Raw genomic sequence first — 19,562 nt, 5'->3', positions numbered from 1 at the left:
CCGTCACCTCCTCCAGTCAAGTGAAATCGCCCAACTTTCCCTCTTATGCACCTTTAATCGTATAGATACTTTCTGTGAATCTGGAAGGACTCATGGTGACTGTCCCCCTCAACCAGGAGAACTCTCATGATCCTGTCCATCTCAGGCGTGGTCCTGCTCGGCATCATCTGCTTCCTGTTCTTCAAGAAGGACGGCCTCAAGGCATCCCACGCCCTGGTCTGCTCGCTCTTCGGGTTCTACCTCGCGGGCACGGCCATCGCCCCGAGCATCACCGCGGGCGGCCAGAGTCTGGCCAGCCTGCTGGGCGGGATCAAGTTCTGACGCCCCTCAGCCCCTTCCACGACTCCAGGAGTACGACGTGGCCCGGCGACCACTCCCCCGCATTCTGAGCAGCGGCAGCGCACAGATCGCTCGCAGCCGAGAGATCGCGCGCACGGCCGCCGACAGCGCCACCGACGTGCTCCATCCGCTGATCACCGTCACGCGTGGTCTGCGGAGGCTGGCCGCCACCGCACGGGCCGGCTGGGCCGCGACTCCCAAGGAACGGCGCGGTCCCACGCTGTTCGTGGTCGCGGCCTGCGTCGTCGCCGTCGCCCTCCTCCCGTACGGACCGCTGCTCGCGCTCCTGTCGGTGATGGGCGCGGCCGCGTGGAAGGGGCACGAGCGTCCGGTCGTGAAGACCGGCCCGGACGACGCCGAGATCGAACGCCTCAAGGGCCTGTACGAAGCGCTGGTGCCGTACTTCTCCGTTCCCGAGGACCCGGCCCCGCTCTTCTCCCACGGCGGCGACTGGAGCGGCGCCTTCACGGACCACGCCTTCGACGACGCCGGGCGCCTCACCCGGCTGCGGATCCGGTACCCCGCCTACTTCACCGACGGGGAGGCCGACTCCCGCGCCCGCATCGAGCAGCTGCTGCACGCCAAGTCCGGTCGCGGCCGCGAGTACCTCTTCGACTGGGACGAGGAGGGCAACCAGCTCGTCATGAGCGTGCTGGCCGCCCTGCCCACCACGATCGCCGCCCAGCGCTTCGTCACCGTCCCCGGCGAGACGGTCCTCGGCTTCACCGACGCCGACGCCGTCCAGCGGACCGTTCCGGTGCACACCGCCGAAGGACCGGCCGACGCGCCGCCGGTCGTCTGGCGGACCGGCCCCCGCTCCACCGAGCCGCACCTGCTGGCCGTGGGCCAGCCCGGCAGCGGCACGACGTCCCTGCTGCGCTCGATCGCCCTGCAGGCCCTGCCGCACGGCGACGTGCTGATCATCGAGGGCGGCGGCACGGGCGAGTACGCCTGTCTGACCGGCCGTGCCGGGGTCCTCGCCGTGGAGTGCGGTCTGGCCGGGGCGCTGGCGAGCCTGGAGTGGGCGGCGCACGAGACCGAGCGGCGGCTGATCGCGGCGAACCGCGCGCGCCAGGCGGGCCTGCCGGCGCCCGAGGACACCAGGCGGCCGCTGTGGGTCCTGCTGGACCGCCCGAGCATCCTCGGCCACCTCGCGGCGGCCGACGGCCGCCCGGACCCGCAGGAGCTGCTCCAGGTGCCCCTGCGGCACGGGAGGGCGGCGCAGGTCACGGTGGTGGTGGCGGAGCAGTTCGACAGCGTGGACGCGCTGAGCGAGACGGTACGGGCGCACACGCGCGCCCGGCTCGTGCTCGGGCCGTCGTCGCCGGGGCAGATCGAGTGGGTCCTCGGCGTCGCGCCGCACACGACCCCGGTGCCCGTCGTGCCGCCCGGCCGCGGGTACGCCCGCCTCGGCACGGGGCCGGTGCTGCGCCTCCAGGTGCCGGCGACGCCCGACCCGTACGACGACGCGACGAGCGAGGCGGACCGCCAGGCCGTCCTGGCCCTGCTGCCCGAGCGTCAGGCCGCCACGGGCGCGGCGATCGACCCGGCCCCCGGCTCGGCCCCGGATCCGGGCGCCACACTGTCCACCGGCGTCGTCCCGTCGCCCGACGCTGCCGTGGGCGCCCTGGGCGCCCCATCCCCCGGCGCGATCCCGCAGGCCACGGGCGCGGCCGCCGACCACAGCGGCTTCCCCTCCCCGGGTGCGGCGCCGGGTCCCGAGGTCCTGCCGGCCCCCGCCCCGCCGCTCGTGCACGCGCCGCCGGTGCCGCAGTACGCCCCGACCGCGGGAGGGCCCGCGGCGCCCGCTCCGGACCCGGGCCTGACGCGCCATCCCGCCCCGGTGCCCGCCGAGGGCTGACGCGACCCGCGCCACGACCTCGGTGCGCGCGCCGACAGAGCCGAGGGGCTGGTACGGACGCTCGTCCGTACCAGCCCCTCGGCCTGCGGGAAGCACAACGATCCCGGGCCTGGTCGTCCCGGTGCCTGCGGGCGGCGACCTCCTCGGCCACCGAGGCCGGACCGGTGGCGGCACAGCGAACCCGACCCCGGGCCCGCGCGGGCACAGCGAACCGGACCGCGGGCCCGCGCCGACCTGCCGGCCGCGCTGGCGGCTCGCCACCCCGTAGCGCCGCCCCCTACGCCACGAACGTCCTCGGCGGCTCGCTCCCCGTCGCCGCGCCCGCGCCCGATTCCACCAGGCGGGCCGCGGCCGCCAGGCGGGACGCCGCCTCCTCGGCGACCGGGCCGCCGACGGTGAACGGCAGGCGGACGTACCCCTCGAAGGCGCCGTCCACGCCGAAGCGCGGGCCGGAGGGGACCCGGACGCCGACGCGTTCGCCCGCCTCCGCGAGACGAGAGCCGGAGAGGCCGCCCGTACGGACCCACAGGGTCAGGCCGCCGCGCGGGACGTCGAACTCCCACGTCGGCAGTTCGGCGCGGACCGCCGCGACGAGCGCGTCGCGGTTCTCCCGGGCCTGTTCGCGGCGGATCGTGACGGCCTGCTCCCAGCCCCCGGTCCGCATCAGCCAGTTGACGCCGAGCTGTTCGAGGACCGGGGTGCCGAGGTCGGCGTAGGCCCGGGCGGCGACCAGCGAACGGATGACGTCGGGCGCCGCCCGTACCCACCCGATGCGCATGCCCGCCCAGAACGCCTTGCTGGCCGAGCCGACCGTGAGGACCGTCGAACCGGCCGGGTCGAAGGCGCAGACCGGCCGGGGCATCTCCAGATCGTCGTCCAGGTGCAGCTCGGTCATGGTCTCGTCGACGACGAGGACCGTGCCGGCCGAGCGGGCCGCGTCGACCAGCTGCCGCCGCTGGTCCTCGTCGGCCAGGGCGCCGGTGGGGTTGTGGAAGTCGGCGACGACGTAGGCCAGGCGGGGCGCCGCGTCGCGGAGCACCTGGCGCCAGCGGTTGACGTCCCAGCCGGTCAGCCCCTCGGCCATGGCGACGGGGACCAGTCGGGCGCCCGCCTCCCGCATGAGCTGGAGGATGTTGGCGTACGACGGCGACTCGACGGCGATCCGCTCGCCGCGGCCGGCGAAGAGGTGGCAGATGGCGTCGATGGCGCCCATCGCGCCGGTCGTCACCATGATCTGCTCGGGCATGGTCGGGATGCCCCGCTCGGTGTACCGGTCGGCGAGCATCTGCCGCAGCGCCGGCAGCCCGGCGGGATAGTCGCCGTGCGTGTGGGCGTAGGGCGGCAGCTCCTCCAGGGCGCCCTGGATACCGCGGGTCAGCCACGGCTCGGGGGCGGGCAGCGCCGCACACCCCAGGTCGATCATCGAGCCCAGCGACTCGGGCGGCAGCGGTTCCAGGCCGCGCGCGGGCAGCGGGTTCCCGGCGGGCACGGCGGTCCAGCTTCCGGCGCCGCGCCGCGACTCCAGGAAGCCCTCGGCGCGCAGCGCCTCGTACGCCGCCGCCACCGTCGTACGGCTCACGGTCAGCGCCAGGGCGAGTTCGCGCTCGGCGGGCAGCCGGGCCGCGACCGGGACCCTGCCCTCCAGGACGAGGAGGCGGATGCCGTCGGCCAGCGCGCGGTAGGCGGGCGGCTTGCGCGTTCCCGGTCCGGCGGGACGGGGCTGCTGCGCCTTGAGCTGGCGCGCCAGCTGCGCCGGCCCGACGGCCGAAGTCCACTGAGCCATGGAATTCAGTCCACCTTCCTCGAATTGGCCATGGTTGGTATCGGTTCCCCCGCCACAGAGTGACATGGGTCAGTCCACCATCACCACACAGGGGGCACTCGTTGTCCATCACGACCTTCGCCGCCGGCCTGCGCGGTCGGCGGCTGAGCCGCCGGCTCGCGCAGCTCTACCTCGGACTGGCCCTGTACGGCGTCAGCTCGGCGCTCCTGGTCCGCGGCGAGCTGGGCCTGGAGCCCTGGGGCGTGCTGCACCAGGGCCTCGCCGAGCGGACCGGGCTGACGATCGGCGTGGTGTCGATCATCGTCGGCGCCGTGGTGCTGCTGCTGTGGATCCCGATCCGGCAGAAGCCGGGCCTGGGCACCGTCTCCAACGTCTTCGTGGTCGGCCTGGCGATGGACGGCACGCTGGCGCTCGTCCCCGAGGTGGACGGAGTGGCCGGCCACATCGCCCTGCTCGTCCTCGGCATCCTTCTGAACGGCGTGGCGACCGGTCTGTACATCGCGGCCCGTCTCGGGCCCGGCCCGCGCGACGGCCTGATGACCGGGCTGCACCGGATCACGGGCCGTTCGATCCGGCTGGTGCGGACGGCGATCGAGATCGGCGTCGTGGCCTCCGGCTTCCTGCTCGGCGGCTCGGTGGGCGTCGGAACGGTCCTCTACGCCCTGGCCATCGGGCCCCTCGCGCAGTTCTTCCTGCGCCGGTTCGCCGTCCCCGGGCAGGAGGAAAGCAGCACCGCGGTCGCCTCGGGGACACCGGAGCAGGCCATACTGCGGCGGTGACTCGCGTACGCCATCCCTATCTGGACCACCCCTCCCCCATCCCGTTCGCCCACCGCGGCGGCACGGCGGACGGCCTGGAGAACACCGCGGCGGCCTTCCGCCGCGCCGCCGCGGCCGGGTACCGCTATTTCGAGACCGATGTGCACACCACGGCGGACGGCGCCCTGGTCGCCTTCCACGACTCCACGCTCGACCGGGTCACGGACGCCACCGGCCGGATCCGCGACCTGCCGTGGGCGGCGGTGCGGGAGGCGCGGGTGGCGGGCAAGGAGCCGCTCGCCCTCTTCGAGGATCTCCTCGCGGAGTTCCCCGAGGCGCGCTGGAACGTGGACCTGAAGGCGGAGTCGTCGCTGGTCCCGCTGGTCGAGCTGATCCGCCGGGCGGACGCCTGGGACCGGGTCTGCGTCGGTTCCTTCACCGAGAGCCGGGTCGCGCGCGCCCAGCGCCTGGCCGGGCCCCGCCTCGCCACCTCGTTCGGCGTGAAGGGGGTGCTCGCTCTGCGGCTGCGCTCCCTCGGCATTCCGGCGGCGCTGCGCGCCGGGGCCGTCGCCGCGCAGGTCCCGGAGCGGCAGGGAGGCGTGACCGTGGTCGACCGGCGTTTCGTCCGGGAGGCGCACGCCCGCGGGCTTCAGGTGCACGTGTGGACCGTCAACGATCCGGAGCGGATGAACTCTCTCCTCGACCTGGGGGTGGATGGCATCATGACCGATCATCTGGAGACGCTGCGCACGGTGCTCACCGACCGGGGGGTCTGGGCCTGAGCGCGCGCGTCCCGCCACGGGGACCAACGAGGGGGCCGCGGCCTTGACTGCCGACACCACCGAGCCGGAGCGGCCCGCCGTCGAACCGGCCGATCGCAGGCGCGAGCAGCGCGGCTGGTACTTCTACGACTTCGCCTGCTCGGTGTACTCGACGAGCGTGGTCACGGTCTTCCTCGGCCCCTACCTGACGGCGGTCGCCGAGGCGGCGGCCGACGGGGAGGGCTTCGTCCACCCGCTGGGCGTTCCGGTGCGGGCCGGCTCGCTGTTCGCGTACGCCGTCTCGGCTTCGATCCTGCTGGCGGTCGTGGTGATGCCGCTGGTGGGCGCGGTGGCGGACCGTACGGGCCGCAAGAAGCCGCTGCTCGCCGCGGCCGCGTACACCGGCGCGGCGGCCACCGGGGGCATGTTCTTCCTGGGCGGCGACCGCTATCTGCTGGGCGCGTTCCTGCTGATCGTGGCGAACGCCTCGCTGGCCGTCTCGATGGTGCTCTACAACGCCTATCTGCCGCAGATAGCCGAGCCGGACGAGCGGGACGCGGTCTCCTCACGCGGCTGGGCGTTCGGCTACACCTCGGGGGCCCTGGTCCTCGTGTTCAATCTCGTCCTGTACTCGGGCCACGAGTCCTTCGGGCTCACCGAGGGGACGGCGGTGCGGATCTGCCTGGCGTCGGCCGGCCTGTGGTGGGGCGCCTTCACGCTCGTACCGCTGCGGCGGCTGCGCGACCGGCACGTCGAACCGCGGGGCGAGGGGACGGTCGGCGGCGGCTGGCGGCAGCTGGTGGCGACGCTCAAGGACATGCGCCGCTATCCGCTGACCCTGTCGTTCCTGCTGGCGTACCTCGTCTACAACGACGGTGTGCAGACCGTGATCTCCCAGGCGTCGATCTACGGCTCCAAGGAACTGGGACTCGACCAGACGACGCTGATCACCGCGGTGCTCCTGGTCCAGGTGCTGGCGATCGCGGGCGCCCTCGGCATGGGACGGCTGGCACGTTCGTACGGCGCCAAGCGCACGATCCTGGGATCGCTGGCGATCTGGACGCTGATCCTGGGCGCGGGGTACTTCCTGCCGGCCGGCGCGCCGGTGGCGTTCTACTGTCTCGCGGCGGCGATCGGGCTCGTCCTCGGCGGGAGCCAGGCGCTGTCGCGCTCGCTCTTCTCCCATCTGGTGCCGCGCGGCAAGGAGGCGGAGTACTTCTCGGCCTACGAGATGAGCGACCGGGGTCTGAGCTGGCTGGGCCCGCTGGTCTTCGGGCTCGCGTACCAGGTGACCGGAAGCTATCGGGATGCCATCATCTCCCTGGTGATCTTCTTCGCGGCCGGTTTTCTGCTCCTCGCGCGGGTACCGGTACGGCGTGCCGTAGCCGCCGCGGGGAACCCGGTTCCCGAACGGATTTAGACGCGGCCGTCAAAGGCCGGTAGTGTACGCCTTTGGCCTGCCAGGCGGACCGTTACTGCGTGCTGCTTTGGTGAAGACGCTGGGTGACATCTGTTGTCAGATGTGACAAACCGGGCACTGGTGGGTAGAACAAGGGGCGGCACGACGGGCGACGCATGACCCGGAACGGGAATCTTTACCGCCGACCGGACGTTGACCGGATGACGACGACAGCGACACCTGTCCTGTGGGCGACAAGCCCGGGAGGCACGATTCATGAGTGAGCGAGCTCTTCGCGGCACGCGCCTCGTGGTGACCAGCTACGAGACCGACCGCGGCATCGATCTGGCCCCGCGCCAGGCCGTGGAGTACGCATGCGAGAAGGGCCATCGTTTTGAGATGCCCTTCTCGGTGGAAGCGGAAATTCCGCCGGAGTGGGAGTGCAAGGTCTGCGGAAGCCAGGCACTTCTGGTGGACGGGGACGGCCCCGAGGAGAAGAAGGGCAAGCCGGCGCGAACGCACTGGGACATGCTGATGGAACGACGGACGCGTGAGGAGCTGGAGGAGGTGCTGGCCGAGAGGCTGGCGGTCCTGCGGTCCGGCGCGATGAACATCGCCGTCCATCCGCGAGACAGCCGCAAGTCCGCCTGAGCGGGGACGGCACGGCCGAAGCAACGCCGCGGGGCCCGGTACACGAACTGTGTACCGGGCCCCGCGGCGTTGTGCCGTCTCCTGGTCCCCCACCATCGAGGACGGGTCGGGTCAGGGGGTCAGGGGCGGGCGGGGCGCCTGGGAGTCGCGCGGACCGGCCTGCGGCGCGTCGTCCCGGATGACCTCGCCCTGGACGACCTTGCCGTCCGGGCGGCGCATGCGCGCCTGCTGGAAGGCGTCCTGGAGGCTGCCTGCGGGCGCGGCGTTCATCCGGCGCTCCACGGCCGACTCGGCGTACCGCCCGAGCAGCGACCGGACCGGGGGGACGAGCAGCAGAAGGCCGGCCACGTCGGAGATCAGGCCCGGCAGCATCAGCAGCAGGCCGCCCAGCATCAGGAAGCCGTTGCGGTCCTCCGCGCCCACGCGGTCCTGCTCGGTGGGCGCCGCACCGGACCGCGCCGCCGCCTGCGCCCGCTCGAAGGTCTCCGTCAGGTTCTTGAAGGCGCGCCGGCCCGCCCTCTTGATGACCACGGCGCCGAGGACGGCGCCACCGACCAGCAGGGCGAGGACGGTCAGCCCGCCGGCCGCGCCGGCCACCACCGTGAGCAGCCAGATCTCCAGGGCCAGCCAGGCGGCGAGGGCCAGCGGGAGGAACGTACGCGCGCGTGAGCGCTTGGGGGCGAGAGGGGGCTGTGCGCCTGTCGTCATGGTCCCCAGTGTGCCTGGCGGGCCGCAGGAACGTCGTAAGGACGGATCAGTGCGCGGACTTGCGGCCGAGCAGTTTGCCGACCTTGTTCGCGCGGGCCGTCAGGCCCCAGCCGGTGACCCGCCACAACGCCTCGACCAGGATGTCCTTGCTCATCTTGGAGTCCCCGACCTCGCGCTCCACGAAGGTGATCGGCACCTCGACGACGTGGTAGCCGGCGGCGACGGCACGGCGGGCCAGGTCGACCTGGAAGCAGTAACCGGCCGAGGCTACGTCCTCGAGGCCCAGACCCTCCAGGGTCTCCTTGCGGAAGGCGCGGTAGCCGCCGGTGACGTCGCGGATCGGGACGTCGAGCATGACGCGGGAGTAGAGGCTGCCGCCGCGCGAGATGAACTCGCGGGACTTCGGCCAGTTCACGATCCGGCCGCCGGGCACCCAGCGGGAGCCGAGGACCAGGTCGGCGCCCTTCAGCGCGGTCAGCAGCCGGGGCAGCTCCTCGGGCTGGTGGGAGCCGTCGGCGTCCATCTCGACGAGGACGTCGAAGCCGTTCTCGATGCCCCAGCGGAAGCCGGCGAGATAGGCCGCGCCGAGCCCCTCCTTGCCCTTGCGGTGCAGGACATGGACGTGCTCGTCCTCCGCCGCGATCTCGTCGGCGAACTTGCCGGTGCCGTCGGGGCTGTTGTCGTCGGCGACGAGGACGTGCGCCTCGGGCACGGCCTCCCGCACCCGCGCAACGATGGGCTTGACGTTCTCCGCCTCGTTGTACGTCGGGATGATCACCAAGGCTCTGCCGAGCGGGCCGTAACGCCTCTGGCCACCGTCGTTCACTGCTGCCCCTTCGGATACATACGCGAACCCCCACCTTAGCGAGCCGCGGGCGCGGCTCCGCGCCGGCGGGGCTGCGAGGAGGGAAGCATCACGCGGCGGACCCCGGAAAGCGCCGGGGGCGCGGGCCGCGGTGAGCGCCGCGGCGGGCCTCCCCACCGGCACGGACGGACGTCCGGGCGCGCCGCGCGGGGTGCTGCGGATCGGGGCCCGGCGTCCTTCGGGCCGACCTGGTCCCCGCTGGCTGCGGGTCGACCGAAAGCCGTTGTCTACTGAACGTCCGGGCCCCACCCGGGTCCCACCCTCCGCCGGAAAAAACCTTCCCTCGCCCCCGAGGCGCGGGCGCTGAACCTGGTTCGCGGTGCTGGTGCGCCGGTGCGGCACACCATCCCCTCTGACCCAGCGGCGTTCGACGACTGCGTGGAGGTTCGAAACCGGTCGGACGTCCTGTGGTGGACTTGCCGAACCTACCGGCCGGTGGCGGCTCGCTGTCAACACTCGTGCGACCTGCGGAGATGACGGATACCTCCTGGTCAGTGGGGAGGGCCCGCAGGTCGTGCGGGAAGCCCGCGAACATCGATCGGCGGTACGAAATGTCCCGAAGTCACTCGTTCGGGCGCTCGTAGACCGTTTGCCCGGAGACCACCGTGCGCAGGCACACGGGGAGGTCGCCGCCGGGGGTGAGATCGGGCAGTCCGGGGGTGCCGGAGCGGGGGTCGGTGGACCAGCGGGCCACCCGGTCGTCGGGGGCCTGCACCACGAGTGCGCCGGTGCGCCAGACCGCGTAGTCGGCGGGTGCGCCGGGGACGAGCGTGCCGGCGTCGTCGCGGCCGACGGCCCGCCAGCCGCCACGGGTGTGGGCGGCGAAGGCGGCCCGGACGGAGATCCGGTGCTCCGGGGTGCGGTGGAAGGCGGCGGCGCGGACCGTGCCCCAGGGGTCGAGCGGGGTGACCGGACTGTCCGAGCCGAAAGCGAGCGGCACCCCGGCGCGCAGAAGGGCGGCGTACGGGTTGAGGGTGCGGGCCCGCTCGGCGCCGAGGCGTTCGGCGTACATGCCCTCCTCGCCGCCCCAGGCCGCGTCGAAGGCGGGCTGTACGGAGGCGGTGAGGCCGAGTTCGGCGAAGGCGGCGATCGTCTCCGGGGTGAGCATCTCGGCGTGCTCGACGCGGTGCCGCGCGGCGCGGAGGCGGGCGAGGCCGAGCTTCTCCGAGGCGGCGCGCACACCGTCGACCACGGCGGTCAGGGCGGCGTCGCCGATGGCGTGGAAGCCGGCCTGGAGGCCCGCCTCGGTGCAGGCCACGACATGGGTGGCGACGGTGGCGGCGTCCAGGTGGGCGGCCCCGGTGTGCGCGTCGGCGGTGTCGGCGTACGGCTCGTGGAGGCAGGCGGTGTGGGAGCCGAGGGAGCCGTCGGCGAAGAGGTCGCCGGCCGCGCCGACGGCGCCGAGGGCGCGGGCCCGCTCGATGTCGAGGTCGGCCCAGTAGCCGACGACCCGCGGGCCGGGTTCCTCGCGTGCGAGGTCGAGCAGCCCGGTGAAGTCGTCCTCGGAGGAGATCCGGGGGCCGCCGCACTCGTGGAGGGTGCCGATGCCGAGCGAGGCGGCGTGGGCGCGGGCGGCGCGCTGGGCCTCGGTGCGCTGCCGCGGGGCGAGCGCGGCGTAGGCGGCGGCGCGGACGGCGTGGTGGGCGTCGCCGGTGAGCGGTTCGCCGTCGCGGTAGCCGTCGTGGGCGCGGATGCCCGGCACGAGGTCGAGCAGCGCGGTGGTGACGACGGCCGAGTGGACGTCGACGCGGGTGAGGTAGAGCGGGCGGCCACCGGTCAGTTCGTCCAGTTCGTCGCGGCGCGGCGCCCGGCGCTCGGGCCAGCGGGAGGCGTCCCAGCCGTGCCCGATCAGGATCCGGTCGCCGGGGCGGGCAGCGGCGTGGGCGCGGATGCGTTCCGCCGCCTCGGCCAGCGAGGCGGCGGAGGAGAGGTCGAGGCCGGTCAGCGCGAGACCGGTGGCGGTGGTGTGCACATGGGCGTCGACGAACGCGGGCGTGACCAGGGCGCCTTCGAGGTCGACCACCTCGTCCACGCCGGACGCGAAGGCGTCGGCGGCGCCCTCCGAACCCACCCAGGCGACGTGCCCGCGCTCCACCACCATGGCGGTGGCGAAGGGGTCGGCGGGGCTGTGCACCTCGCCGCCGCGCAGCAGCACGGTGGGGTGGTCGGTCTTCGTCAGGCTGTCGCTCATGTGACCAGGTTAGATACGCGGCGGCCTGGCTTCGTACGGGGTGGACAGGACGACGGTGGTGCGGCTGGAGACGCCGGCCTGGGAGCGGATGCGGCTGAGCAGGTGCTCCAGCTCCAACGGCGTGGCGACGCGCACCTTGAGGATGTAGTTCTCCTCGCCGGCGACGCTGTGACAGGCCTCGATCTCGGGGATGTCGGCGAGCCGGTCGGGGGTGTCGTCGGGGGCGCTGGGATCGAAGGGTTTGACCGAGATGAACGCGGTCAGGGGCAGCCCGACGGCCTCCGGGTCCACGACGGCGGCATAGCCGCGGATGACCCCGCGCTGCTCCAGACGGCGGACGCGCTGATGTACGGCCGAGGTGGACAGGCCCGTGGCCTTGCCCAGGTCGGTGTAGCTCATGCGCCCGTCCTTGACGAGCAACTCGACGATCTGACGATCCAGCTCCTCCATGCGGTCAACCTATTGCCCCGGGGGGTGATCGGCACAGTCGGCCGTGGCCGGAATGCACGGCTATGGCCATCCGCGCGGCACCTGCGACGGGCATGTGACGAACGCCACAGGTTGAACGGCGGGTCGACGGCCGTCCTCACGATTATGCGGTGGACCGTATGGGAATTGCTTGATGTGGTCGAGGCCACACGTCTTTGGTCGACCCACCCAAGGGGGAGATTCTCCATGCAGGAGCCTGTTGATTCGATCGAGCCGGCCGACGAGCTCGATGCGTACGACACCTTCGAGATGTACCGGGTCGTCTGCCCGGACTGCGTGCAGCCGATCGCGCTGCTCGCGGACGAGGACGTGCTGCCGGAGCACGCGCTCTGCCCGACGCCGTGGAACCCGTTCGTGCTGACGGTCTGCCCCGGCACCGGCCGCGCCGCGTCCGAGGCCCGTCCCGCCGACGAGACCCTCGAGGTCCTGGAGCAGGACACCGCGCTCCTGCTGACGCTGCCTCAGGGGCTCGACTGGCGGACGCAGCCCTTCTCGCACGTCGGCGGTCCGGGCTCGCGTCCCCTCAAGGTGCCGCAGATGCGACGGGCGGCCTGACGCCGCGCCGGCGCTCTCGACCCCGTGTCCTCCGTGGCCGTGCGCGCGCCGGTGCGCGCGCCCGCGCCCGTGAGACCGGGCGTTCACCAGTAGCTTCCGCGCACCATCGCCGCGAGGGTGGCGTGGTGCAGGATCAAGGTGTCCGGGTTCTCCGGCACCCGCGTCTCACCGAAGCGCACCTGGCGGTACGCGACCCTGAGCATCACGATCGCGTGCCGCAGCGCCGCGTAGAGCGTGTGGAACTCCATGTCCCGCGGCGTGTGCCCGGTCAGCCCCGCGTAGCGCCGCTCGACCGCGTCGCGGCGGAGGAACCGGGGCAGGCCGGGCTGGCCGAAACTCACTGTCAAGTCCTGGAAGAAACGGTGCAGATAGACCGTCCAGCCGAGGTCGACCTCGCGCGGCGCGCAGGCCGCCATCTCCCAGTCGAGGACGGCGGCGGGGACGAAGCCGTCGTAGACGATGTTGCCGATCCGCGCGTCGCCCCAGGTGAGCACCGCCGGCCCCTCGTCCGCCGGCCAGAGCGCCTCCAGCCGGTCGAAGGCGGACTCGATCAGGGGTGAGGGCGCCAGGCCCTCCACCACCCAGGCGTAGTAGGCGCGCTGGGCGTCGACGTGTCGCCGCAGGGGGCTGCCCGTCCCGTCCGGGAGCAGGAACTCCGCCTCCTTCGCCGGGAACTGGTCGTGCAGCCGGGCGAGGATCGCGACCGATTCGGCCTCCAGACGGGCGCGTTCGGCGTCGGTGGCGGCGTGCAGCCAGTTCCCCTCGTAGGTGTACGGCATGACGTCCGGCGGGACGCGGCCCTCGGCGCGGGCCATGACGAAGAAGGGCGCCCCGAGCGGGCGAGGATCGGTTTCCAGCCAGAGCACGCGCGGTACGGGGAGGTCCGTGTACTCGCCGACCAGACGCATCACCCGGTGCTGCCGCTCCATGTCGTAGACGGGGAAGATCGTGTACGCGGCGGGGTCGGCGGCCAGCCGCAGGGCGCAGCCCCGGACCGGCGCGTCGGGGTGGTCGAGGTCGAAGAGCAGGGTCTCGCTGGACATCCCGTTGGACGCGGGGACGGTGAGCCCGCTGACGCGGGCGCCCGGCAGGCGGGCGTCGAGCCAGCCGGCGAGGCGACGGCCCAGCTCCTCGGGGTCGCGGGTGGAGGTGCGGGGTCTCGGTGCCGTGGCCATGTACTGCCCCTTTCCGGGTGGGTCCTGCCGGTTCCCATGCGGCGCGGACGCCGTCCGGGCCCGTGGGGGCCGCCGGGCGCTCGGCGGTCGGCCCGGCGCCGGGCGGCGGCGGTGCGTAGGGCCGTGCGGGTGTCTACGGAGCGACGGAGGTGTGGTCGGCGAAGCCGCTGGGGTCGTGCCGGCCGAAGGAGCCGTGCTCGAAGATGCCGTAGCCGGTGCGCCCTTCCAGGGTGAAGCGGGCCGCGTGGTCGGTGACGCCGTAGGCCGCCAGGGGGTGCGCGGCCGGGTCGGAGAGGTCGTAGACCCGGCGGTCGGTCCAGCCCCGGCCCTGCCAGGTGCCGTGCTGCCAGTCGGCGGCCGGCGGGTAGCCCGCGCCGACGGCGAGCGGTGAGGAGGCGAGGATCTCGACGCCGACCTCGAGCGGCTTCCCGGCCGGGTCGGCGAGGTGCACGACGGCGCGCTCGGGGTGACGGGTGCCGGGGCGGTACGTGATGTCGGTGCGGGGCCAGCCGAGTTGGATGTCGCGCCGCCCTTCGCGCACGAGCAGGGCCTCGTTGAGGGTGCGGTAGCCGTCGGCGTCCTCCTGGGTGACGACCATCAGGAACCGGTCGTCGAAGCGCATCGGCATCCAGAGCCAGTGGAAGCCCTCCGGGCGGAACTCCTCGGCGCGCCCCGGGTCTTCGCCGGGCAGGGGACGCACGCCCCAGCTGCGGTCGCGGGTGCCGGTCCACTCCCCCGCGGTGACCGTGAACTCCTCGCCGCCGGCCCGGATCGTGCCGGTGCAGCGGCCGGCCTGGACGAACCGGCGCCCTTCGAGGGTGAGGCGGTCGCCCCGGCGCTGGGTGTGGTGCGGTTCCCAGACGGCGGGGAAGTCGCCGGTCCAGGTGAGGTCGAAGGAGAGCCCGTCGGGGTCGTCCGGGTCGGGGTCGCCGTGCAGCCGGAGGGTCTTCAGCGGCTCGTCGACGGTGATGCGCAGCGGGCCGACGGCGAGGTCGGTCCGGTCCTCGCCCAGCGCGTCCGAGGCGCGCACGGCGTGGAGCCGGTCGCCGGTGCGGAGGGTGGCGTAGGCGTCGATGATCCCGGCGTTGGGGTAGACACCGAGCCCGGCGATGAGCAGGGCGCGCCCGTGGTGGTCGAAGACGTGGAAGATGCACCGGTCGTAGACGTTCCGGTCGCCGCTGACGTGGTGCTTCATCGAGAGCGGCGCCTGGTGCACGGGGTACTCGTCGAGCGCGACGGGCCGGTCGTCGGCGTGCCGGTCCGTGGCGTGCGGGTCGGTGGCGTGCCGGTCCTCGGGCATGACTGGCCTCCTGACGGCGAAGAGGAATTGACGGTACGTCAGAAACAGCGCCCGGGGCCAGAGCCGTGCGCGCCCGGACCGGTGCCCGGACCGGCGGGTAGCCCTCGAACTGTCGCGCGCATGGGTCCGGCGGTGTCCCCGGCCCGGCGGGGCGCGTTGGGCCGGTCATGACCACGCTGTACACCGCTCCGAGCGGCTACGGACGACGGCGGCTCGTGGAGCCGCACGTTGAAGAATCGGTTCCCCATCCGGCTCCGCAGTTCACCGATCCGCCCATCTACAAGGCGCTGCTCCACCAGTGGGCCAGCCACGGCCGGACCCTGCCGGGCCGTAGCGACCAGGAGTGGAACCGGCTGGCCGCGGCGCCCGTCTGGGTGGACCGCACCGTGCGCACGAGCGGGTTCAGCGGGACTCTGGTCCGACGAGGTGACGGGCGATGACCATGCGCTGGATCTGATTGGTCCCTTCGACGATCTGCAGCATCTTCGCCTCGCGCATGTAGCGCTCCACCGGGAAGTCCGCGGTGTAGCCATAGCCGCCGAGGACCTGGACGGCGTCGGTGGTGACCTCCATCGCCGCGTCCGTGCAGAACAGTTTGGCCATCGCGGCCTGCCGCCCGAAGGGCCGGCCCTCGTCGCGCAGCCGTGCCGCCTCCAGGTACAGCGCCCGGCCCGCCTCGACGCGGGTCGCCATGTCCGCGAGCAGAAAGCGCAGGCCCTGGAAGTCGGCGATCGGCCTGCCGAACTGCCGGCGTTCGCGGGCGTAGGCGACGGCCTCGTCGAGCGCCGCCTGCGCGAGACCCACCGCACAGGCCGCGATCCCGAGACGGCCGGAGTCCAGGGCCGCCAGGGCGATGGCGAAGCCCTGACCCTCCTCGCCGATCCGGCGCGCGTCGGAGACCCGTACACCGTCGAAGTGCAGCTGGGCGGTGGGCGAGCCCTTCATGCCCATCTTCCGCTCGGGCGCGGCCGCGCTCAGCCCCTCGGCGTCGCCCGGCACCAGGAACGCCGTGATCCCCTTGGGCCCCTCGCCGCCGGTACGGGCCATGACCGTGCAGAAGTCGGCGATCCCGCCATGGGTGATCCACGCCTTCGTACCGGTGAGCACCCAGTCGCCGCCGTCCCGGACCGCCTTCGTCCGCAACGAGGCCGCGTCGGAACCGGAGGCCGGTTCCGAGAGGCAGTACGCGCCGAGGAGTCCGCCTCCGAGCATCGCGGGCAGATGGGCGGCGCGCTGCTCCTTGCCGCCGAAGCCGGCGAGGGCGTGGCAGGAGAGCGTGTGGACGCTGACGCCGAGTCCGACGGTGAGCCGGGCGGCGGCGAGCTCTTCGAGAACCTGGAGATAGACGGCGTAGGGCTGGTCCCCGCCGCCGTCCTCGGAGGCGTACGGGAGTCCGAGGAGCCCGGACGTGGAGAGCAGCGAGAAGAGCTCGCGGGGGAAGCGGCCGGCCGCCTCCTCCTCGGCGGCGCGGGGCGCGATCTCCCGGTCGGCGATGTCGCGGACCAGGGTGAGCAGCTCCCGGGCCTCCTCGGTGGGCAGCCGGCGTTCCACGGTCTGCGGGGCGCGGTCGGGCATGGCGGCGCACTCCTCCCTGTCGGGGGCTGCGGCGGCGCGCGCGAGGGTCGGGCGGCACGCTGCCGTGGGGCGATCTGCGCCGATGCTCCCCCGTGCGGGTCACGCGACGGGGCGCCCGGCGCCCGTGGCGGAGGGAGTATGCCCATTCGGCGGGCGCCGGTCACACGACCGGGCCGCGTCCGCGCGCCGCGACACCCCGCACCGGGTCAGGTGCCGAGAAGGCACGTGCCCGGGCCAGCCGGCCGCGCCGCGAGCGAACGGGCGCCGCGAGCCGGCCGGCGGTGCGCGCTCAGCTCACATCAGACCGAGCTGGGTGACGAACATGGCGACGACGACGACGAGGGTCCAGCCGAGTACGTGCTCGAGGATCTTCGGGCCGTCGTCCTTGGGGCCGCCGGTGCGGACCCGGGCGGCGGAGTGGGTGGTGGCGGTCATGGCCACCACAGTGCCAGCGAAGGGAGGCCGTGTGTAGAGACGTACCTCACGCCCCCGGGACCGCGGCCCGCCGCCGCCGGACACCGGCGGCGGCCAAGGCCTTGCGCCACGCGGGCACCGGCGTCCCGGGAGGAGGGGCGGCAGACCTCTCCTGTGCCGCAGACCACGTTCCCGGCCGCACCGGGTCGCCGTGGCCTCAAGCCTGTACCTGGTGAGCGCGTCGCCACGAGCGCGCGGGCGCACGTCCGGCGTGGGGGGTGGGGCGGGGCGGTACGGAGGCGGTGCGCACTCACCCCAGGCCGAGCGACCGCAGTGCGCGGTGCTGGGCTCCTGTCGGCCGGGCGGGCCAGTAGACGTAACAGACGCCGCCGGTGGCACTTCTGACCTTGCCGTTCGCGTCGTGGCGCTTGGTGCGGAGCCAGATGTTCTCCCACTCGCGTCGGCGGTAGACGCGGCGCACGGCGGGGTTGTCCGGTGACGCCGGGTCGTTGGCGATCACGTCGCCCTCCGCGGTGAAGCCGACGACGGTCATGAGGTGGCCGGCGGTGCCGTAGCCGGCGCCGGTCAGTTCCTCCTCGCGGAAGGACTGGGAGGTGATCACGGGAATGCCCGCGCGGATCAGGGTCTCCAGGTCGGTGAGCGAGCCCAGCCGGGTCACCACGGCGCTCAGGTCCGGGTAGGTGGCGGCGTAGGCGGCGTTGAAGGGCCAGTTGCCGCAGCCCTCGTACTGGTGGTCGAAGGTGAAGCGAGCGGCGTGGCAGACCTGCGGGTCCGTGTAGGCCGGGTCCACCCAGGCCAGGTCATCGGCCGTCGGCCGCCTGCCCCAGTACTCGACGATCATCTGCGAGGAGGTCGGGCTGCACCAGGCCTCGCCGCCGTTGTCGTACTCCGGGTACCGGCCGGCGTGGATGTTCTGGGAGTAGCGGGGGACGACCAGCTCGCAGGCGAGACCGGGCACGGAGGCGGGGACGGTGAACCGGTCCGGGACGTCGGACGCCATCGCGCCGACCCGCCACACCGTGGGCGTGAGGTCGGTACCGGGCCTCCGGTGGAGGGTGAGCCTGAGGGCGTACGCGACCACCCGCAGCCCGCTCGCGGCGTCGTCGAGGGAGAAGGTGTCCGTCCAGACGGAGCCCTTGCCATCGGTCTGGTCGTCGACCGAGGTGCGCTTGATGTCGCCGTCCCCGGCGGCCCAGCGGCCCATCACGAACCAGGGCGTGGTTGTCGCGTCGCCGTAGGTGGCCCGCAGTTCGATCTGGATCCAGGTGCCGGGCGGGGTGTCGGCGTTCCAGGAGGCGATCACCTCCGTGGCGGGAACGGCGGAGACGTGCACCGGGGAGGTCCAGCTCGCGTACTCCCAGGTCGAGGTGGATCCGGTGTGCGGATCGGTGTAGTCGGTCTGTCCGGCGGGGGTGGCGATCACCAGGCCCGGGCGGCGGCCGGCGACCGCCCGGGTGCCCGCGGCGGTGCCGCCGCGCCAGTCGGCGTACGAGGCCCAGAAGCGGTTGTCCACCAGGGCGGGCGCGGCGGCGCGGTCCGCGCCCCGGCTCTCCCGGACGAGCGCCCCCGCCGGAGCGGCGGAGGCCACGGCCGTGCCCGCGGCGGCGGCGAGGGCCGCGGCGAGGACGGTTCTGCGCGGGGTGGCGTCGGTCATGGGCGGTGACCCCCAGTCGAGGACGGCGGTGGCGGACGGACGGGCCCACCCGCCCGAGCGGTGCGGGGACCACTATCGCGGCTCGCGGAACGCTTCTGCCAGAGATTCGCCCCGCGTCGGCCGACCAACATGGGTCGAGACCGGTGGCGGTGCTCCGACCAGCGGCTGGAGGCCTGCCTTACCGCCGCCGGACGGGCCGGCACCCGGGCCCGCGAGAGCCCGGCAAGATCGGCAAGACACCCCCTAGGCTGGTCCCATGGACTCCCTCGACCGCGCGGCCGCCGCGCTGCGCCGGCTGCCGCCGTCCTGCGGGCCGGTCCGGCTGGTCGCGGTCGACGGGCACGCGGGCTCCGGGAAGTCGACGTTCGCCGGTCGCCTCGCCGCCCGGCTTGCGGCGCCCGTCCTGCGCCTGGACGACCTCGCCACCCATGAGGAGCTGTTCGCCTGGACGGACCGGATCCGCGAGCAGGTGCTCCTCCCCCTCTCCCGGGGCGAGGTCGCGCGGTACCACCCGTACGACTGGAACTTGCGGGCCTTCGGCCCCCCGCGCGAGCTGCCGCCGGCGCCGGTCGTCCTCGTCGAAGGCGTCGGGGCCGGCCGGCGGGCCCTCCGCCCCGTCCTCGCCGCGCTGCTGTGGATGGACCGGGGCGCCGAGGAGTCCTGGTCCCGGGGACGGCGCCGGGACGGAGCGGCCCAGTCCACGTTCTGGGACGGATGGATCGTGGCGGAGACTCGCCATTTCGCCGAGGACCCCTCCCGCCCCTTCGCCGACACCCTGATACGCGAGTGTCAGGAGGGATACGAGTGCCTTCCCGGGCCGTCAGTGACAGCAAACCCGAACCAGATCATCACGCAACGTGAGCAGGCCGAGTCGGCGAACTGAGCAATCGTTCGGCCACGTACTCAAGGGCCTCAACTCGGCTTGACCGAGCGGGCGTACAGGTCTTACGTTTCCCATGTGCGGCTTTTCGGAGCCGCCGCGGACGCGAAGCCCCCGGTTGTTCCCCCGTGATCGGGGGCTTCGTTCTGCCCCGATCGTCCCATTCCCCGGCCCGCCGCCGAC

The 19,562-nt window shown here is 73.4% G+C and carries 19 protein-coding genes; 9 read left to right on the top strand and 10 right to left on the bottom strand.

Annotated features, from left to right (window positions below; genetic code table 11):
• Positions 1 to 126 precede the first annotated feature (126 nt).
• A complete protein-coding gene (locus ACFZBD_RS29245; RefSeq protein ID WP_361232465.1) occupies positions 127 to 321 on the top strand; it encodes a hypothetical protein in 195 nt (64 codons plus the stop codon).
• Between the two features lie 37 nt (positions 322 to 358).
• A complete protein-coding gene (locus ACFZBD_RS29240; protein WP_391145229.1) occupies positions 359 to 2,200 on the top strand; it encodes a hypothetical protein in 1,842 nt (613 codons plus the stop codon).
• A 277-nt stretch (positions 2,201 to 2,477) separates the two neighbouring features.
• Here the strand turns inward: ACFZBD_RS29240 and ACFZBD_RS29235 are convergent, their stop codons facing one another.
• Positions 2,478 to 3,983 (bottom strand): aminotransferase class I/II-fold pyridoxal phosphate-dependent enzyme, encoded by a 1,506-nt coding sequence (locus tag ACFZBD_RS29235; protein WP_391145225.1) that lies wholly within the window; start codon positions 3,981 to 3,983, stop codon positions 2,478 to 2,480.
• 101 nt (positions 3,984 to 4,084) lie between these two features.
• Between ACFZBD_RS29235 and ACFZBD_RS29230 the strand changes: the two genes are divergently transcribed.
• The 4 genes from ACFZBD_RS29230 (at position 4,085) to ACFZBD_RS29215 (ending at position 7,552) form a co-directional block, all read left to right on the top strand.
• Positions 4,085 to 4,762 carry a YitT family protein gene (locus tag ACFZBD_RS29230; RefSeq protein WP_391145222.1) on the top strand — a complete coding sequence of 226 codons (678 nt, stop codon included), beginning with the start codon at positions 4,085 to 4,087 and terminating at the stop codon, positions 4,760 to 4,762.
• Complete coding sequence (locus tag ACFZBD_RS29225) at positions 4,759 to 5,523, top strand: glycerophosphodiester phosphodiesterase family protein (RefSeq protein WP_391145220.1); 765 nt, start codon at positions 4,759 to 4,761, stop codon at positions 5,521 to 5,523. Before ACFZBD_RS29230 ends, ACFZBD_RS29225 begins: the two co-directional genes overlap by 4 nt.
• 43 nt (positions 5,524 to 5,566) lie before the next feature.
• On the top strand, positions 5,567 to 6,922 hold the full coding sequence (locus ACFZBD_RS29220; protein WP_391145217.1) for an MFS transporter: 1,356 nt from the start codon (positions 5,567 to 5,569) through the stop codon (positions 6,920 to 6,922).
• A 255-nt stretch (positions 6,923 to 7,177) separates the two neighbouring features.
• Entirely contained in the window at positions 7,178 to 7,552 is a 375-nt protein-coding gene (locus ACFZBD_RS29215) for an RNA polymerase-binding protein RbpA (protein WP_026278069.1), read from the top strand.
• Between the two features lie 111 nt (positions 7,553 to 7,663).
• On the opposite strand, the gene fxsA is transcribed toward ACFZBD_RS29215, so the two are convergent.
• From fxsA to ACFZBD_RS29195, 4 genes are all read right to left on the bottom strand, one after another.
• The gene (fxsA, locus tag ACFZBD_RS29210) at positions 7,664 to 8,260 is read right to left on the bottom strand and encodes an FxsA family membrane protein (protein WP_391145214.1); all 597 of its coding nucleotides are present in this window, start codon (positions 8,258 to 8,260) and stop codon (positions 7,664 to 7,666) included.
• 46 nt (positions 8,261 to 8,306) lie between these two features.
• Complete coding sequence (locus ACFZBD_RS29205) at positions 8,307 to 9,086, bottom strand: glycosyltransferase (protein WP_391145213.1); 780 nt, start codon at positions 9,084 to 9,086, stop codon at positions 8,307 to 8,309.
• A 601-nt stretch (positions 9,087 to 9,687) separates the two neighbouring features.
• The gene (locus ACFZBD_RS29200) at positions 9,688 to 11,316 is read right to left on the bottom strand and encodes an amidohydrolase family protein (RefSeq protein WP_391145210.1); all 1,629 of its coding nucleotides are present in this window, start codon (positions 11,314 to 11,316) and stop codon (positions 9,688 to 9,690) included.
• 9 nt (positions 11,317 to 11,325) lie between these two features.
• Complete coding sequence (locus ACFZBD_RS29195) at positions 11,326 to 11,766, bottom strand: Lrp/AsnC family transcriptional regulator (protein ID WP_024760806.1); 441 nt, start codon at positions 11,764 to 11,766, stop codon at positions 11,326 to 11,328.
• A 225-nt stretch (positions 11,767 to 11,991) separates the two neighbouring features.
• Here ACFZBD_RS29195 and ACFZBD_RS29190 point away from each other — a divergent pair, with 225 nt between their 5' ends.
• Complete coding sequence (locus tag ACFZBD_RS29190) at positions 11,992 to 12,360, top strand: hypothetical protein (RefSeq protein WP_391145207.1); 369 nt, start codon at positions 11,992 to 11,994, stop codon at positions 12,358 to 12,360.
• 83 nt (positions 12,361 to 12,443) lie between these two features.
• Here the strand turns inward: ACFZBD_RS29190 and ACFZBD_RS29185 are convergent, their stop codons facing one another.
• Together ACFZBD_RS29185 and ACFZBD_RS29180 are read right to left on the bottom strand one after the other, a co-directional pair.
• Complete coding sequence (locus ACFZBD_RS29185) at positions 12,444 to 13,535, bottom strand: phosphotransferase (RefSeq protein WP_391145204.1); 1,092 nt, start codon at positions 13,533 to 13,535, stop codon at positions 12,444 to 12,446.
• Positions 13,536 to 13,668: 133 nt separating this feature from the next.
• Positions 13,669 to 14,835, bottom strand: coding sequence for a hypothetical protein (locus ACFZBD_RS29180; protein WP_391145201.1), 1,167 nt, complete (start codon positions 14,833 to 14,835; stop codon positions 13,669 to 13,671).
• A gap of 167 nt (positions 14,836 to 15,002) precedes the next feature.
• On the opposite strand from ACFZBD_RS29180, the gene ACFZBD_RS29175 reads away from it, so the two are divergent.
• Entirely contained in the window at positions 15,003 to 15,275 is a 273-nt protein-coding gene (locus tag ACFZBD_RS29175) for a hypothetical protein (RefSeq protein WP_391145198.1), read from the top strand.
• Here ACFZBD_RS29175 and ACFZBD_RS29170 read toward each other — a convergent pair.
• From ACFZBD_RS29170 to ACFZBD_RS29160, 3 genes are all read right to left on the bottom strand, one after another.
• Positions 15,238 to 16,410, bottom strand: coding sequence for an acyl-CoA dehydrogenase family protein (locus tag ACFZBD_RS29170; RefSeq protein WP_391145195.1), 1,173 nt, complete (start codon positions 16,408 to 16,410; stop codon positions 15,238 to 15,240). The two genes, ACFZBD_RS29175 and ACFZBD_RS29170, sit on opposite strands and share 38 nt — an antisense overlap.
• 294 nt (positions 16,411 to 16,704) lie before the next feature.
• On the bottom strand, positions 16,705 to 16,845 hold the full coding sequence (locus tag ACFZBD_RS29165; RefSeq protein WP_391145192.1) for an SCO1431 family membrane protein: 141 nt from the start codon (positions 16,843 to 16,845) through the stop codon (positions 16,705 to 16,707).
• Between the two features lie 289 nt (positions 16,846 to 17,134).
• On the bottom strand, positions 17,135 to 18,499 hold the full coding sequence (locus tag ACFZBD_RS29160; protein ID WP_391145190.1) for a C39 family peptidase: 1,365 nt from the start codon (positions 18,497 to 18,499) through the stop codon (positions 17,135 to 17,137).
• A 256-nt stretch (positions 18,500 to 18,755) separates the two neighbouring features.
• Between ACFZBD_RS29160 and ACFZBD_RS29155 the strand changes: the two genes are divergently transcribed.
• Positions 18,756 to 19,382: a uridine kinase gene (locus ACFZBD_RS29155; protein ID WP_391145188.1), complete on the top strand. Its 627-nt coding sequence runs from the start codon at positions 18,756 to 18,758 to the stop codon at positions 19,380 to 19,382.
• Positions 19,383 to 19,562 lie beyond the last annotated feature (180 nt).

Source organism: Streptomyces sp. NPDC008121 (assembly GCF_042957155.1).
Taxonomy (GTDB): Bacteria; Actinomycetota; Actinomycetes; order Streptomycetales; family Streptomycetaceae; genus Streptomyces.
The sequence above is the reverse complement of the archived record's forward strand: the minus strand, read 5'-3'. Positions and strand labels throughout refer to the sequence as shown.

Excerpts from the sequence above, each read along its gene's own strand:
- ACFZBD_RS29245 (WP_361232465.1), top strand. The coding sequence starts at position 127 with ATGATCCTGTCCATCTCAGGCGTGGTCCTGCTCGGCATCATCTGCTTC.
- ACFZBD_RS29235 (WP_391145225.1), bottom strand. The coding sequence starts at position 3,983 with ATGGCTCAGTGGACTTCGGCCGTCGGGCCGGCGCAGCTGGCGCGCCAG.
- ACFZBD_RS29215 (WP_026278069.1), top strand. The coding sequence starts at position 7,178 with ATGAGTGAGCGAGCTCTTCGCGGCACGCGCCTCGTGGTGACCAGCTAC.
- fxsA (WP_391145214.1), bottom strand. The coding sequence starts at position 8,260 with ATGACGACAGGCGCACAGCCCCCTCTCGCCCCCAAGCGCTCACGCGCG.
- ACFZBD_RS29200 (WP_391145210.1), bottom strand. The coding sequence starts at position 11,316 with ATGAGCGACAGCCTGACGAAGACCGACCACCCCACCGTGCTGCTGCGC.
- ACFZBD_RS29195 (WP_024760806.1), bottom strand. The coding sequence starts at position 11,766 with ATGGAGGAGCTGGATCGTCAGATCGTCGAGTTGCTCGTCAAGGACGGG.
- ACFZBD_RS29190 (WP_391145207.1), top strand. The coding sequence starts at position 11,992 with ATGCAGGAGCCTGTTGATTCGATCGAGCCGGCCGACGAGCTCGATGCG.
- ACFZBD_RS29185 (WP_391145204.1), bottom strand. The coding sequence starts at position 13,535 with ATGGCCACGGCACCGAGACCCCGCACCTCCACCCGCGACCCCGAGGAG.
- ACFZBD_RS29180 (WP_391145201.1), bottom strand. The coding sequence starts at position 14,835 with ATGCCCGAGGACCGGCACGCCACCGACCCGCACGCCACGGACCGGCAC.
- ACFZBD_RS29175 (WP_391145198.1), top strand. The coding sequence starts at position 15,003 with ATGACCACGCTGTACACCGCTCCGAGCGGCTACGGACGACGGCGGCTC.
- ACFZBD_RS29170 (WP_391145195.1), bottom strand. The coding sequence starts at position 16,410 with ATGCCCGACCGCGCCCCGCAGACCGTGGAACGCCGGCTGCCCACCGAG.
- ACFZBD_RS29165 (WP_391145192.1), bottom strand. The coding sequence starts at position 16,845 with ATGACCGCCACCACCCACTCCGCCGCCCGGGTCCGCACCGGCGGCCCC.
- ACFZBD_RS29160 (WP_391145190.1), bottom strand. The coding sequence starts at position 18,499 with ATGACCGACGCCACCCCGCGCAGAACCGTCCTCGCCGCGGCCCTCGCC.
- ACFZBD_RS29155 (WP_391145188.1), top strand. The coding sequence starts at position 18,756 with ATGGACTCCCTCGACCGCGCGGCCGCCGCGCTGCGCCGGCTGCCGCCG.